Origin of the sequence: Mesorhizobium sp. M0189, from assembly GCF_040322135.1 — a bacterium.
Taxonomy (GTDB): domain Bacteria; phylum Pseudomonadota; class Alphaproteobacteria; order Rhizobiales; family Rhizobiaceae; genus Mesorhizobium.
In genome coordinates, this window is record NZ_JAMYSW010000004.1 from 320,991 (window position 1) to 335,392 (window position 14,402).

General features: G+C 61.8%; 13 protein-coding genes and 1 tRNA gene. 8 read left to right on the plus strand and 6 right to left on the minus strand.

The features are described 5' to 3' along the window. Window positions 1-6: 6 nt before the first annotated feature. The gene (locus NKJ09_RS09940) at window positions 7-969 is read right to left on the minus strand and encodes a sugar-binding protein (protein WP_352484310.1); all 963 of its coding nucleotides are present in this window, start codon (window positions 967-969) and stop codon (window positions 7-9) included. Between the two features lie 453 nt (window positions 970-1,422). Here NKJ09_RS09940 and NKJ09_RS09945 point away from each other — a divergent pair, with 453 nt between their 5' ends. Continuing rightward, a complete protein-coding gene (locus tag NKJ09_RS09945) occupies window positions 1,423-2,529 on the plus strand; it encodes a LacI family DNA-binding transcriptional regulator (RefSeq protein ID WP_031193752.1) in 1,107 nt (368 codons plus the stop codon). Between the two features lie 78 nt (window positions 2,530-2,607). Beyond that, window positions 2,608-3,750: an alpha-hydroxy acid oxidase gene (locus NKJ09_RS09950; RefSeq protein WP_352495024.1), complete on the plus strand. Its 1,143-nt coding sequence runs from the start codon at window positions 2,608-2,610 to the stop codon at window positions 3,748-3,750. Window positions 3,751-3,796: 46 nt separating this feature from the next. Here NKJ09_RS09950 and NKJ09_RS09955 read toward each other — a convergent pair whose 3' ends face one another. The 4 genes from NKJ09_RS09955 to NKJ09_RS09970 all read right to left on the minus strand — a co-directional run bounded on the left by NKJ09_RS09955 (window position 3,797) and on the right by NKJ09_RS09970 (window position 8,151). Then, window positions 3,797-4,111, minus strand: a complete 315-nt coding sequence (locus NKJ09_RS09955) for an antibiotic biosynthesis monooxygenase family protein (protein ID WP_352484312.1) — start codon at window positions 4,109-4,111, stop codon at window positions 3,797-3,799. Window positions 4,112-5,042: 931 nt separating this feature from the next. After that, window positions 5,043-5,732 (minus strand): ankyrin repeat domain-containing protein, encoded by a 690-nt coding sequence (locus NKJ09_RS09960; protein WP_352495025.1) that lies wholly within the window; start codon window positions 5,730-5,732, stop codon window positions 5,043-5,045. 529 nt (window positions 5,733-6,261) lie between these two features. Next, window positions 6,262-6,338: transfer RNA gene (locus NKJ09_RS09965), tRNA-Arg, on the minus strand. Window positions 6,339-6,663: 325 nt separating this feature from the next. Then, window positions 6,664-8,151: an ATP-binding protein gene (locus tag NKJ09_RS09970; protein WP_352495026.1), complete on the minus strand. Its 1,488-nt coding sequence runs from the start codon at window positions 8,149-8,151 to the stop codon at window positions 6,664-6,666. A 335-nt stretch (window positions 8,152-8,486) separates the two neighbouring features. Between NKJ09_RS09970 and rpmH the strand changes: the two genes are divergently transcribed. From rpmH to yihA, 5 genes are all read left to right on the plus strand, one after another. After that, window positions 8,487-8,621 (plus strand): 50S ribosomal protein L34, encoded by a 135-nt coding sequence (gene rpmH, locus NKJ09_RS09975; RefSeq protein WP_008833937.1) that lies wholly within the window; start codon window positions 8,487-8,489, stop codon window positions 8,619-8,621. Window positions 8,622-8,644: 23 nt separating this feature from the next. Next, window positions 8,645-8,998: a ribonuclease P protein component gene (gene rnpA, locus NKJ09_RS09980; RefSeq protein ID WP_352495027.1), complete on the plus strand. Its 354-nt coding sequence runs from the start codon at window positions 8,645-8,647 to the stop codon at window positions 8,996-8,998. A 13-nt stretch (window positions 8,999-9,011) separates the two neighbouring features. Further along, entirely contained in the window at window positions 9,012-10,835 is a 1,824-nt protein-coding gene (gene yidC / locus NKJ09_RS09985) for a membrane protein insertase YidC (protein ID WP_352495028.1), read from the plus strand. Between the two features lie 144 nt (window positions 10,836-10,979). Beyond that, on the plus strand, window positions 10,980-11,618 hold the full coding sequence (locus NKJ09_RS09990; RefSeq protein WP_352452996.1) for a CatB-related O-acetyltransferase: 639 nt from the start codon (window positions 10,980-10,982) through the stop codon (window positions 11,616-11,618). Window positions 11,619-11,635: 17 nt separating this feature from the next. Beyond that, a complete protein-coding gene (gene yihA / locus NKJ09_RS09995; protein ID WP_352495110.1) occupies window positions 11,636-12,274 on the plus strand; it encodes a ribosome biogenesis GTP-binding protein YihA/YsxC in 639 nt (212 codons plus the stop codon). 21 nt (window positions 12,275-12,295) lie between these two features. Here yihA and NKJ09_RS10000 read toward each other — a convergent pair whose 3' ends face one another. Further along, window positions 12,296-13,045 (minus strand): TetR/AcrR family transcriptional regulator, encoded by a 750-nt coding sequence (locus NKJ09_RS10000; RefSeq protein ID WP_352762680.1) that lies wholly within the window; start codon window positions 13,043-13,045, stop codon window positions 12,296-12,298. Window positions 13,046-13,188: 143 nt separating this feature from the next. On the opposite strand from NKJ09_RS10000, the gene NKJ09_RS10005 reads away from it, so the two are divergent. Next, complete coding sequence (locus NKJ09_RS10005; RefSeq protein ID WP_352484316.1) at window positions 13,189-14,367, plus strand: HlyD family secretion protein; 1,179 nt, start codon at window positions 13,189-13,191, stop codon at window positions 14,365-14,367. The last annotated feature ends 35 nt before the right edge of the window (window positions 14,368-14,402 follow it).

Genomic DNA, 14,402 nt, shown 5'->3' on the forward strand with positions numbered 1-14,402 from the left:
GTTTGCTCAGTTTCCAGACATCGCCTTGAGGCTGGCGGCGTAGGCGTCGACATCGTCCTTGCCGATGATCTTGGTCGGGATGATGATCAGTCCATCGGCGGGAACGCCCGACTTGTTGCCTTCGAGATAGGCGGCCATCAGCTTCATGCCCTGATAGGCCCATTCGAAGGGCTGCTGTACGACGGTGGCGGCGACGGTGCCTTCCTTGACGCCGCCCAGCGTGATCGGATCGTCGTCGAAGCCAACGACGGTGATCTGGCCGAGCTTGCCGGCATCGCGCAGCGCCTCATAAATACGCGGCGTGTTGTAGGAATAGAAGCCGACCATGCAGGTGACGTCGGGGCTGGCGACCAGCGCGTCCTCGACGTTCTTCTTGGCGCGGGCCTGGTCGATGTCATCGCCACGCACGTCGACCAGTTCGATCTTGGTGCCGGCGAGGCCGTCCTTCATGCCCTGGATGCGTTCCTTGGCATTGTCGGCGCCGAGCAGGCCGACGAAGCCGAGGCATTTGCCGCCATCTGGCATCGCCTTCTTGGCAATCTCTGCCGCCTGCTTGCCGGCATCGACATTGGACGAGCCGATATAGGCGACACGCTTGGTCTGCGGTGCGTCGCTGTCGGTGGTGAACAACGCCGTTTCCGAGGCGATCTTGTTCAGCCCGTCGGTCGACGTCTTGGGGTCGACGGCCGAGACCATGATCGCCTTAACACCGGCCGTCACCAGATCGTCCATCAGGCGCTGCTGGATGGCGACCGAGGACTGCTCCGGATATTTGAGTTCTAGATTGTAATTGGGCAATTCGCCTTGAGCCTTCTTGACCCCGGCTTCGGCAGCCTTCCAGAAATCGGAAGCGCCGTTGACGACGAAGGCCAGTGTCGGCTTGTCGTCGGCACGCGCAATTGCGCTGACGGACAGGCCGAGCAGCAGGGCCGCAGCGGCGACGGACGCATTTCGTATCGCAGATTTCATATTCAACCTCCCATTTGACTCAGTAATTTTCGCTGATGATGAACGTGCCGGCGCGGCTTGGACGCCCTCCTCCTCAGGGTTCCGGCAGCGAAGAACGACGCCATTCCAGCCGCGATCGTCGACTTTAGAGACTCATTCGTCGTTCGTAAATAGTCCGATTTGTCTGACATTTCCTCGAAACGGCAGGCGAGCTTCGGTTGACGGGAACTGTCCGCCACTAGGCTGGCTTACGTTCCGAACATGCGCGGGTCCGATGTTCGTCCGAGCATGATGGATTGACGTTATAGGGCCGCCGGATATTAGTAAAGAGTATTAGTTTAATCGGGATTCTCACAAGAAAGGAGCCTCCCAATGCGCTGTCACGTCGGATTCGCGACTAAATCACTTAAGACGGCACTTATATCTATTAGCATCGCTTTACCTTACAAATGCGAGATTTGAGGGACGAATGACATGAACGAACCACTGCGCGATCCCGTCCTTGAGGGTACAAGGCGGCGCAAGCCGTCCGGGAAAAACCCCAGAGGCCGCGTTACCATGACCGACATCGCCAGGGCCGCCGGTTGTTCGCAGGCGACGGTTTCGTTCGTCCTCAACAACACGCCGGGCATCAGGCTATCGCAGCAAACTCGTGAGCGGGTGATAGAGGCGGCGCGGGCCCTCAGTTATGCGCCGCCGGTGTTTTCCGCCCTGCGAGCCCCGGTTGCCGCTTTTGACGGGCTGGATGGCGTGATCGGCTTCGCCGTCGACCAATTGGCGACCAGCCCGGAGGCGGTCGTCGCCATTGAAGGGGCGCGGCAAGCCTCGTGGAACGCTGGCAATGTACTTTTGGTGGCGCAGACCATGGGCGACGAGGTGATGGAGCCCCGGGCCATCGCGGCGCTGACCAAGCAGGGCATTTCGGCGCTGATCTACATGACCATCTTCACCCGCGAGATCGTCGCGCCGGAGTATCTCTACGGCCTCGACATTCCGGTCATCCTGCTCAACTGCTACACCGCCGACTATGCCTTCCCCGCCGTGGTGCCGAGCGAGATCGCCGGCGGCCAGAGCTCGACCCGGCACCTGATCAGCCATGGCCATCGCCGTATCGCCACCATCACCGGCGAGCCATGGATGCAGGCGGCGCAGGACCGGCTGAAGGGCTACCGCCGGGCGCTGGCGACAGCCGACATCCCGTTCGACCCGGCCTTGGTCGTCGAAGGCGATTGGTCGGCGAGCGCCGGCTATGCCGCGACCATCAAGCTACTGGCGCTGAAAGACCGGCCGACCGCCATCTTCTGCCAGAACGACCGCACCGCGATCGGCTGCTACGAGGCGCTGAAGGAGGCCAGCCTGCACATCCCCCAGGATATTTCGGTGGTCGGCTATGACGACGAGGAGATCGCGCGCCATCTGTTCCCGCCGCTGACGACGTCGATCCTGCCGCATATGGCGATGGGGCAATGGGCGATCGAGCAGCTGGAAGTCCCCGCCCCTCCCGGTCGTGGCCGCCATCCCATCACCAAGCTCGAATGCCCGCTGGTGGAGCGGGAGTCGGTTGGCGCGGTGGCGGGCTGACGCGAGGCGGCGGAATAGTCGGCGATCGACAATTGCATAGGCTTGACATCGCGCCCCGCATAGATCCGATTGAGCCCTATGAGGTTGCAAAGCTGCTATAATTTTCAGGACTTTCGCAGGCTGGCCAGACAGCGCCTGCCAGGACCGATCTTCGACTATATCGATGGCGGCGCGGACGACGAGACGACGCTGCGGCGCAACACGGCTGCGTTCGAGGACTGCGACCTCGTCCCAAACGTGCTTGCCGGTGTCGGGCAGATCGACATGTCGGTCACCGTCATGGGCCAGAAACTGGCGATGCCGGTCTATTGTTCGCCGACGGCTCTCCAGCGGCTGTTTCACCATAGCGGCGAGCGCGCCGTCGCCGCGGCGGCGGAGAAGTTCGGGACGATGTTCGGCGTCTCGTCGCTTGGGACGGTCAGCCTGGAGGAAGTCCGCAAGCACAGGACGCCGCAGGTCTATCAGTTCTATTTCCACAGGGATCGCGGCCTGAACCGCGCCATGATGGAGCGCGCCAAGGCGTCCGGCGTCGAGGTGATGATGCTGACGGTCGACAGCGTCACCGGCGGAAACCGCGAGCGTGACCTGCGGACCGGCTTTTCCATCCCCTTTCGGCTTACGCTCGGCGGCATGATGCAGTTTGCGATCAAGCCGAGATGGGCCATCGACTATTTGACGCACGAAAAGTTCAGCCTGCCGCAGTTGGACGGCCATATCGATCTCGGTGGCGGAGCGCTTTCCATCAGCCGCTATTTCACGGAGATCCTCGACCCGTCGCTGGATTGGAAGGACGTCGAAGACATGGTCCGCTTCTGGAACGGCCAGTTTTGCCTGAAGGGGATCATGAGCGTTGCCGATGCCAGAAAGGCCGTCGACATCGGCTGCACCGGCATCGTTCTGTCAAATCATGGCGGCAGGCAGTTGGACGGCTCGCGCAGTCCCTTCGACCAGCTGTCAGAGATCGTCGACGCGGTGGGCGACAGGATCGACGTGATCATCGACAGCGGCGTCCAGCGCGGCACGCATGTCCTGAAAGCTCTGTCGCTGGGCGCCAAGGCCGTCGGCCTCGGGCGCTACTACCTCTTCCCGCTCGCAGCGGCCGGACAGGCCGGCGTCGAACGGGCGCTCGGCCTGATGCGAACCGAGATCGAACGCGACATGCGGCTGATGGGATGCAGGTCGGTGGCAGAGCTTTCCAGGGGGAATGTGCGGTTTAGGTGAGGCAGCCGGAAGTGGCGCACGGCATAAGCTTTTCGAAGTGCGAACACTATACCGACCGGCCGCCGCTCCTGCCGTCCGTGTCGAAGACGGCCTCGCCGGAAACAGCATCCGTATATCCGCCTTCAAGCTGCTGCAACGTATGCCGGAACCGATCAAGATTGCCGAGCATTGTGGGCCTGGCATCGACCATGTGCTGGAAAGTGTCCCACTCTCCAATCGAGAAGAAGGCGCCATCTCCCGATTTGATGAGAGCCATTTTTCGCAATCCCTCGAAGTTGCGCGGAGCGCTGCTGAACAGTTCGACGAATTCGTCTTCACTGCCCGGCTTGACCTGGAAGCGGACGCTATTGAACGCCGTCATGTACGTTCCCCCGTGAAAGACCTGAAGAAGCTCGAATATGCGAAAGCCCTAAGGCACTCAAACCCTTCGAACACGTGTACAGGAAAATCGGAAGGTTGGCTTCAGTCACCTCCTGCCGAATGCCCCGTTTCTGGCGCTATTTTGCCAGGTAGAGGACGACGCTCGATCTCAATCGGTACGTCCTTCCGACCGGCAATGAAACGCGCTGTTAACGCCGTTCGCGGGTGACAGGATGTTGGCCGCAGTTCGAAGGTATAATCTGCGTCTCGCTGTCAGTTGCGGAGGCGAAAATGAACGTGCTTCGGATTGCGCTCTTGTGCACGGCCATGATCGACCTTGGAATGCCGGCTGTTCGCGCTGAGGATCGGCCTGTGCCGCCGAACAACAAAGCCGCAACAGTGCAGCCGCCCGTTCATTGTGAAGGCCAAAACTGTCTCCCGCCGGCGAAAGATCCCGTGCAGGAATGCACCGGCCAGGATTGCACGCCAGCGCCGCCGACTGAACCGGGTCCGGAGACCAAGCAGGCCGACTGAGTCGGCATCAGCAGACCATCCCCTCTTTTGGCAGGGATGGCGCTCAGCCCTCGCGACCCTCCGACCACCGGCGCCGGTCACGGTCATAGTCGGGCGGCTATGAGCTCACCGCGCCCGAGAGGCCCCATGAGGCGGGCCGTGCATTGGATTGATGGCGCGCCCGAAGAGGATGAAACTGGGAACTCGTATGTTATTGCTGCGCCTATCGATTTCTCAGATCACCGCTCGGAGCCGAAGGTCCGCCTTGCGCGCCATAAACTGTCCCTTGCCACCCCTGAACAGCCAAAATCGGATCCAACCGGTCATTCGTCAAGGGGAAGCGAAGTGACCTCCATGCAGAATTCGAGCGCTCATCGGCGTTGGGCGCAATCCGGCCGCGGCCCTCCTGGGGCTAACGTTCAGGGCAGCGGGATCGGCTTGTCGCTGAGTGTGCGCAAGTAGGCGATCAGGTCGACCCGTTCGGTCTCGTCCGGAACACCAGGCGTCTCCATGTAAACGCCCGGCGTGGTGAACATGGGTCCGAAGAGATATCTGTTCAGATCCTCGTACGTCCACACGCCTTCCCAGCCGAGCAAAGCGTCGGAGTAATGCATTTTTGCCACGGACGCCTTGTCGCGGCCGACGACGCTCCACAAGTTGGGTCCCGCTTTGATCGCTCCCTGTGGCGCGGCATTGTGGCAACCGGCACACACGCTGGTGAAGTAGGTTCGGCCTTTCTCGACATCGGCAGTAGCCAACTTCATCGAGATCGGAGCTGGTGTTGGCAAGACGACGCCGTGCGACATGAGATAGTCAGCGACTTCGCGTTGCCTCTTGAATTTTGCCAGATGGAGCGGCGTCTTGCCGTCCTTTGTCTTCGCATTCACGTCCGCGCCGGCCTCGACGAGTGCCTTCACGCAGTCGAAACAACCGAGATTCACCGCGATGTGGATAGCGTTTTCGCGGCTGCGCTTCGAATTTGGATTTGCGCCCCCATCCAGCAACAGATTGATCAAATCGATCCTGCGTTTTGCCAAAGCCGGCATGAGGGCAGGACCCAAAGCCGGTGTTGGGGCGGCGTTGACGTCGGCACCGCGTTCAATGAGCATTTTTGCCGCCGCAAAATGCCCGCCCCTAACCGCAAGATAGAGTGGTGTCGCGCGCCCCCGTCGCTCTCATCGAAGCCGGCACCAGCGTCGAGCGCTGCCGTGATCCCGGCGACATCGCCCTTCATGGCGGCGTCGTGGATGGAGGCGGCATGCGATACAATCGGAATGTGTAGAAGCACCAACAGAATGAAAGGCAAGAACCCGCGCATTAGCATCTCCCAAGGCAAGCCTGAGAACCCGGCACGATTTCAAGAAGGGCAGAGGTTAGTACGAATGCTCGATAGCGGCAACGCACGTGTGATCGAGTTCGCCGCCGCCGTGGCGGGCGGCGGCAGCGCATGCAGTCGCCTGCATGCAAGGCGGTCCTAAACATCAGCCGACCAGCCGTGGCTCATCCCCCAGGAGAAGTCGTTTCTCAGCGCCGGGAATCCCGCAGATTTGCCGGTAACCGCTAAAGCGCCACCACGATGGCAATGATGAGCGGCTAAGCGGTCCATCGATGCCGGTGGATTGGGATGTACATTACAAATGGCGCGCCCGAAGAGATTCGAACTCCTGACCCCCAGATTCGTAGTCTGGTGCTCTATCCAGCTGAGCTACGGGCGCGCAACAGGCCATGCTTTGCATAGCCCCGCGATCCGATCCTGGCGACCGGCCGCGAATGTGAGCTGTTCCCTAGCGACTGAATTTGCGAAAAGCAAGCCGATCCTGGCCAAAAGTTTTGCCGTCACGTTTTGCCGTCATGCGCCGGCCGGCGAAGGTAAGATCGCGTCACGCGGCGGCCGAGCCGATAGGTCGTCGTCTTGGATCGGTCATTTGCCAATCGGAACGGTCCGTAACGAAACAAGCCGTTGCACGGCGGCCGAGCCGATGACTCTTAGTCCCGGACCAACCATTTGCGAATTGAAACGGTCCGTAACGAAACGGTTCGTTACGCCGGGCGGCGCAGGCCGTTGCGGGCTTGGTCGAGCCGGACCGGCTGGTCGGGAATGGTGACGGCGAATGTGGTGCGGCCGCCGATGCTTTCGACCAGCTCCACCGTGCCGCCATGGGCGCGGATCAATTCATGGGCGATCGCCAGGCCAAGGCCGGTGCCGCCGCTGCGGGCCGAGCCGCGAAACGCCGCGAACAGGTTTTCGCGCGCCTTCGGCGGCAGGCCGGGGCCGGTGTCGGTGACGACGATGCGGCTGACGCTGCCGATGCGCTCGGCCGATATGGTCAGGCGGCGCACTACGGCGCTCTCGGTGTCCGCCGCCATCGCCTGCACGGCGTTGCGGCTAAGATTGGTGAGCACGCGGAACAGCTGATCGGAATCGGCGTCGACCTCGAGCACCGGATCGACGGCGTTGACGAATTCGATGCCGCATTCGATGTCGAGCAGGCCCTGGACGTCCTCGACCAACTGGCGCAGCCGCAGCCTGCGACGCGACGGCGGCGGCTCCTGGGTGCGGCCATAGGACAGCACGCCTTCCGAATAGGACACGGCGCGATCGAGCGCGCGCAGCAGTTTTGGCGCGAAGGCCTGAACAGTCGGGTCCTTTACCTGGCGCAGGCGGTCCGACATCAGCTGCGCCGAGGCAAGGATGTTGCGCATGTCGTGGTTGATCTTCGACACGGCCAGGCCGAGATCGGCCAGGTGCTTCTGCTCGGTCAGCATCTTTTGCAGCCGCTCCTGCATCTGCGACAGCTCGCGTTCGGCGACGCCGATCTCGTCGGCCCGGGCGGCGGGGTGAATGATGCGACCGGGATCGTCGGGCGCCTCGGAAAAGGACAGCATCGAGCGCGTCATCGTCCTGATCGGGCCGATCATGATCAGGTCTATCGCGGCGTAGACCAGCATGGCGGTGAACAGCGAAATCAGCAGCGAGACGAAGGCGACGTTGCGCGAATAGATCAGCATGGCATTGCGCAGGCGGTGGTCGGGCATGATCAGCTCGAACTCCTTGTCGCTGTCGCCGACCGGTCCGAAAACGCGCAGCATCCTCTTGCCGCCGAAAAACAGCGTGTCCAGCGCGCCGGTCATGCCCTTGATCATGCCGACATTGGCGATATCGATATGCTCGTCCACCTGCGGCGGCATTTCGGCCACGACCAGCAGCCGCGAGACGCCGCCGTCGCGCACGGCGATCGCCTTGGCGCCGATCGCCATCAGTACGTCGTTCTGGGCGGCACGCGACAGCGAGGCAGGTTCGCCCTGCACCAGGACGATGGAAACCGCGGCGGCGGTGCTCAGCCTCTCCTTCAGCCAGCTCAGCCTGTAGCTGGCGATCCAGGGCACGAAGATGAGGATTTCGGCCAAGAGCACGAAGACGATGGTGAGCAGCAGCAGCTTCGTCGACAGGCCGCGCGCCAGCGGCACCCTGCGGGTGGCCGCCTTCGCCCGGGCGATGCTTTCGTCGGTTGGTGGGACTTCACTCATGCTCGTCGTCACGGCTGCCTGTCATCACGGCTGCTTGTCTTAAGGACTGCTCGTCTTCACGATCGCTTGATCGGGCAAGATTAGGCGATTGCGGCTTTTTTGCCAAATTCATCCTTGATCGAAGCCGGACAAAGGGCCGCAAGGACTTCCCTGCCAGTCCGACAACGCCGGCCCGACAGGCTGGATTGACTTCCAAAACCCTTCTTTCTATAAGCCCGCTCACGCTCGGGCCATTCGTCCCGGCGCGGTTTCGATCGCGCCAAAACCGGCCCGGCAAAGCTCCTGTTACAAAGTGACAGAATCAAGAAGGGCCGCACCCCGCGGTATTTAAACAAATGAAGCGTACTTACCAGCCGTCCAAACTCGTCCGCAAACGCAGGCACGGTTTCCGCGCCCGCATGGCAACCAAAGGTGGCCGCGGCGTCGTCGCAGCCCGCCGCAACCGCGGCCGCAAGCGTCTCAGCGCCTGAGCACCAAGCGAGAGACAAGATCGTTGCCCGCAACCGGCAAGCCAACGGGTGCCCATCCCAAGCGGCTTCTGAAGCGCGCGGAATTCCTGGCCGTCCGCCGTGGCGAAAAGCGCCGCGGGCGGCTTGTCCTCGTCGAGGTTCTGGATCGCGGCGACGGCGAGGCGCCGCGCGTCGGTTATACGGTCACCAAGAAGGTCGGCAATGCCGTCGTTCGCAACCGCATCCGGCGGCGGCTGAGAGAGGCCGTGCGCACGCATGCCGCGGATGACATGGCGCCCGGCAATGATTATGTCATCGTCGGGCGCGAAGACGTGCTTACCACTCCGTTTGGCCAGTTGAAGGCCGAACTCTCCCGCAGATTGCGTGGAACACGATAGGCCAAGGGCTTCGATGGAAAACAACCGCAACTTCTTTATCACCATCGCACTGTCGGTGCTGATCCTGGCGCTTTGGCAATATTTCTATGTGATGCCGCGCAGCGAGATGCAGCGTGAGGCCGCCCGCATCGAAGAACAGCGCGTGGCGGAGCAGAAGAAGGCCGCCCAAGGCACCAGTCCGGGCGCCAGCGAAACACCGGTGCAGCCGGGCGCCATTCCGAGCGCGCCTGGCGGCGACGCGGTGACGCCGGCCGGCCGCGACCAGGCGATTGCCTCGACCAGCCGCGTCAAGATCGACACGCCGAGCCTCGAAGGTTCGATCAACCTCACCGGTGCGCGCCTCGATGACCTCCGGCTCAAGCATTACAGGGAGACGGTGGACAAGACCTCGCCCGAGATCGCGTTGCTCAACCCGGCGTCCCTGCCGAACGGCTATTTCGCCGAGATCGGCTTTTCTGGCGCGCCGGATGTGGGCACGCTGCCCGGCCCCGACACGGTCTGGCAGACCGACGGCAAGGCGACGCTCACACCGGCGACGCCGGTCACGCTGACCTTTACCAACGACAAGGGCCTGACCTTCAAGCGCACCTTCTCCGTCGACGCCCAATATATGTTCACCGTATCCGACACGGTTCAGAACGGCGGCTCGGCGCCGGCGACGTTGTCGAACTATGGCCGCGTTACGCGTTTCGACAAGCCGGCCATCGCCAGCACCTATGTGCTGCACGAGGGCCTGATCGGCGTTACCGGAAGCGAGGGCCTGCAGGAATACAAATACTCCAGCGTCGAATCGGAAAAGGAATACAAGCCAGGCAAGTCGACCGACGGCTGGCTGGGCATCACCGATAAGTATTGGGCGGTGACCCTGGTGCCGCCTAGCGGCCGCGAATTTCAGCCCAAATTCTCTTATTTCGAGTTCAAAAGCGGGCCCCATCCGCACAGCTACCAGTCCGATTTCCTGTCCGATCCCGTCACGGTCGCTCCCGGGCAATCGACGACCGTGGAGTCGGAGATATTCGCCGGCGCCAAGGAAGTTTCGACGATCAACGCTTATGAAAAGGACCGTCATATTCGCCAGTTCGACCTGCTGATCGACTGGGGCTGGTTCTATTTCATCACCAAGCCGATGTTCTGGCTGATCGACACGCTTTACAAATTCTTCGGCAATTTCGGCCTGGCGATCCTCGCCACCACCGTGATCGTCAAAGCGCTGTTCTTCCCGCTCGCCAACAAGTCCTATGCGTCGATGGCGAACATGAAGAAGGTGCAGCCCAAGATGCTCGAGATCCGCGAGAAATACGCGGACGACAAGATGAAGCAGCAGCAGGCGATGATGGAGCTGTACAAGACCGAGAAGATCAATCCGCTCGCCGGTTGCTGGCCGGTGGCGTTGCAGATCCCGGTGTTCTTCTCGCTCTACAAGGTGCTCTACATCACCATCGAGATGCGGCACGCGCCGTTCTTCGGCTGGATCCAGGATCTGGCGGCGCCGGATCCGACATCGATCTTCAACCTGTTCGGGCTGATCCCGATCACCTTGCCGCACATGCTGATGATCGGCGTCTGGCCTCTGATCATGGGCGTGACGATGTTCCTGCAGATGCGCATGAACCCGACGCCGCCGGACCCGACGCAGGCGGCAATCTTCACCTGGATGCCTGTGATCTTCACCTTCATGATGGCGGGTTTTCCGGCCGGCCTCGTCATCTACTGGGCCTGGAACAACACGTTGTCGATCCTGCAGCAGGGCGTGATCATGAAGCGGCAGGGCGCCAAGATCGAATTGTGGGACAATCTGGTCGCGCTGTTCCGCAAGAAACCGTCGCCGGCGGAATAGCCGGCGCTCCGATAATGCGAAACCAGAAAGCCCCGGTTCGTCCGGGGCTTTTTGCACAAGCTGCCGGCCTGGATTAAGCGATTGGTACTGCGGGACAGATCGCGCTATTTTGACCTGCCTGGCAGGTGCTCGACGGAGCTCGATATGACCGGACCCAATCCATCGATCAAGCATCCGATCCCGTTGCACACGCGCGTCGGCTTTCTGAAACCGCTGGTGACGGCGCCGAATATCGAGATCGGCGACTTCACCTATTATGACGATCCGGACGGACCCGACAAATTCGCCGAAAAATGCGTGCTGCATCATTATCCATTCATCGGCGACAGGCTGGTCATCGGCAAGTTCTGCGCCATCGCCGAGGGCGCACGCTTCATCATGAACGGCGCCAATCACGCCATGTCCGGCTTTTCGACCTATCCGTTCAACATCTTTGGCCACGGCTGGGAGGAAGGCTTCGACCCGGCGACATGGTCGAAGGAGGTGCGTGGCGACACAATCGTCGGCAACGACGTCTGGATCGGCATGGAAGCGGTGATGCTGCCGGGCGTCAAGATCGGCGACGGCGCCATTGTGGCGGCAAAGTCGGTGGTGACGCACGATGTGCCGGCCTATGCGATCGTCGCCGGCAATCCGGCCAAGGTGGTGAAGATGCGCTTCGATGACAGGACCATCCGGCGGCTGCTGGCGCTGGCGTGGTGGCACTGGCCGGTGGAAAAGATCAGCCGCAATCTCGATGCCATTCGTGGCAGCAACATTTTTCTTCTGGAGGCAGCGGTTTGAACACGTTGAACAAGACCATGATCGGCATCGAATTGTTCACGCGAGCCTGGATTTTCATCCGCGGCGTGCCGGCGATGAAATTCCTGCCGCCGGAGGGTCCACCCGAGATCGCCTTTGCCGGTCGCTCCAATGTCGGCAAATCGTCGCTGATCAATGCGCTGGTCAACCAGAAGGGGCTGGCGCGCACCTCCAACACGCCGGGCCGGACGCAAGAGCTCAACTATTTCGTGCCGGGCGGATTTTCGGGAGAAGGCGCCGATCTGCCGCCGATGGCACTGGTCGATATGCCGGGCTATGGCTACGCCACGGCGCCGAAGGAAAAGGTCGACGAGTGGACGAAGCTCGTGTTCGACTACCTGAAGGGCCGGGTGACGCTGAAGCGCGTCTACGTGCTGATCGACGCCCGCCATGGCATCAAGGCCAAGGACGACGAGGTGCTGTCGCTGCTCGACAAGGCGGCGGTGTCGTATCAGATCGTGCTGACCAAGACCGACAAGATCAAGGCGGCGGGGGTACCACGGCTGATCGAGGAAACGCTGCAGAAGATCAAGAAACGCCCGGCGGCCTTTCCCTTCGTGCTCGCCACGTCGTCGGAAAAGAGCGAAGGCCTCGAAGAATTGCGTGCGGCGATCGTGCTCGCCGCCAACGGCGGATAGGCAACGGAATCCGACGGCTGGTCAGGCGGGGCTGGAGGTCCGTTCCTGCTCTGCAAGCTGTTCGGTGCCGTAGGCCTTCAGGAACACATCGACGCCCGACCTGACGATATGTTCGATCTCGGCCGCACTTGGCGCTTTGGTGCGATAGGCGAATATGCACTGGCGGAAAAGACCGGCCAGGCACAGCTCGGTGAACTGATAGGCGGCAAGCTCGACATCGTCGATCTTCAGCAGGCCGCGTTCGATAGCCATGTTGAGGAAAACGACAACCCGGTCATGGCCGCGCTTCGGGCCGCGTTCGTAGAACCGGGCGCCAAGCTCCGGGATCCGTTCCGACGCGCCGATCACCGTCCGCTGCGCCAGGATGACCCTGGCCGAGGTGATCTTCATGGACAGCACGATGCCGAACTTCACCAGCGTCTGGCGAAGGTCGCCAATCTGGTCGAGCACCTCGTACATGTTCTTGAAGATCGTGCCGCGCTCTTCCTCGATCAGCGCTTCGAACAGCTCTTCCTTGTTGGCGAAGTAGACATAGATGGTGCCCTTGGACACGCCGGCCTCGCGGGTGATGTCGTTCATCGACGCGGCTTCGAAGCCCTTGTCGATGAAGACACGGCGCGCACCGTCGATGATCTGGCTGCGCTTGACCGGGTCTTGTCCCGCGGCCGGACGGCCGCGGGGCAGACTGTCCAGCAGATCGCACTCGTCCTTGCCAGTGCTGGGCAATGGGTCTGAATCAGGCAAAGGAGCGGCCTTGGGGGCTTCGGCCATAATGTCACACCTCGTAAAATAATTCGAACCATCCGGTTCGATTGCTCTTGATATGGTCCTCTTTAAGCGCTAAGTCAATGTCGAGATCGAACCGAACGGTTCAGTCTGACAAAATTCAGCGCCAGTTAATTTAGAGAGATATCATGTCCTCGAACGCGCCCACCAGTGCCGAAGTCCGCCCTTTCCCCAGTGCCAAGGTCCAGCCTGCGATCGAAGCGCCGGAAGCCCCTGTCAAACCCGCCGACGTCACCCCGCTGGCTCCCGCCAAAAAGAAGCGCTCGATGCGCTCGATGTTGTTGCCCATCATCGGCCTGGCCCTGCTGGGCGCCGGCGCCTGGTATGGCTATGATTACTGGACCGACGGGCGCTTTATGATCACGACCGACGACGCCTATGTCCAGGCCGACACGGCGTTCATCTCGCCAAAAATCTCGGGCTATGTCGATCAGGTCAAAGTGACCGAGAACCAGCAAGTGAAGGCCGGCGACCCGCTGCTGATCGTCGATGACGGCGACTACAAGATAGCCGTTGCCCAGGCCGAGGCGCAGATCGCCACGTTGAGCAAGACGCTCGACCGCATCGATGCCCAGACTGAGGCGGCGCGCGCCTCGCTCAAGCAGGCGCAGGCGCAGAAGACCGCCGACCAGGCCGCGGCCGATAATGCCAAGCGCGTCCAAGCGCGGGCCGCCCAGCTGCTCAAGACCCGCGTCGGCACCCAGGCCCAGTTGGACGATGCCCAGACGGCGGTCGAGCAAGCCAATGCCGCACTTGCCGGCGCCGACGCGCAGATCGCGGCGGCTCAGGCCAATATCGGCGTGCTCCAGGCGCAGCGTACGGAATCGGCCAGCACGCTGGCCTCGCTGCAGCTTGCCCACGACAAGGCGGTGCGGGACCTGTCCTTCACCGTGCTGCGCGCACCCTATGACGGCGTGGTCGGCAACCGCTCGGTCGAGCAGGGTGACCTGATCAGCCCTGGACAGAAGCTCGCCGTCATCGTGCCAATGGACAAGCTCTACATCGTCGCCAATTTCAAGGAGACGCAGCTTGCCCGGCTGGTGCCTGGTGAAAAGGTCAGAGTGTCGGTCGACGCGATCGACGGCCAGGACATCGAGGGTACCGTGTCGTCGCTGGCGCCGGCTTCAGGAGCAGTGTTCTCGCTGCTGCCGCCGGAGAACGCCACAGGCAATTTCACCAAGGTGGTGCAGCGCGTTCCGGTTCGCATCGACGTGCCAGCGGATGTGCTGAAGACGGGCAAGCTGCGAGCTGGCCTGAGCGTCGTCGTCGCCGTCGACAGCCGCACGGCGCCTTCGGCATCGAAGTAAAGCGGAACCGGGAGCAAAGGTCATGGCGACCGCAA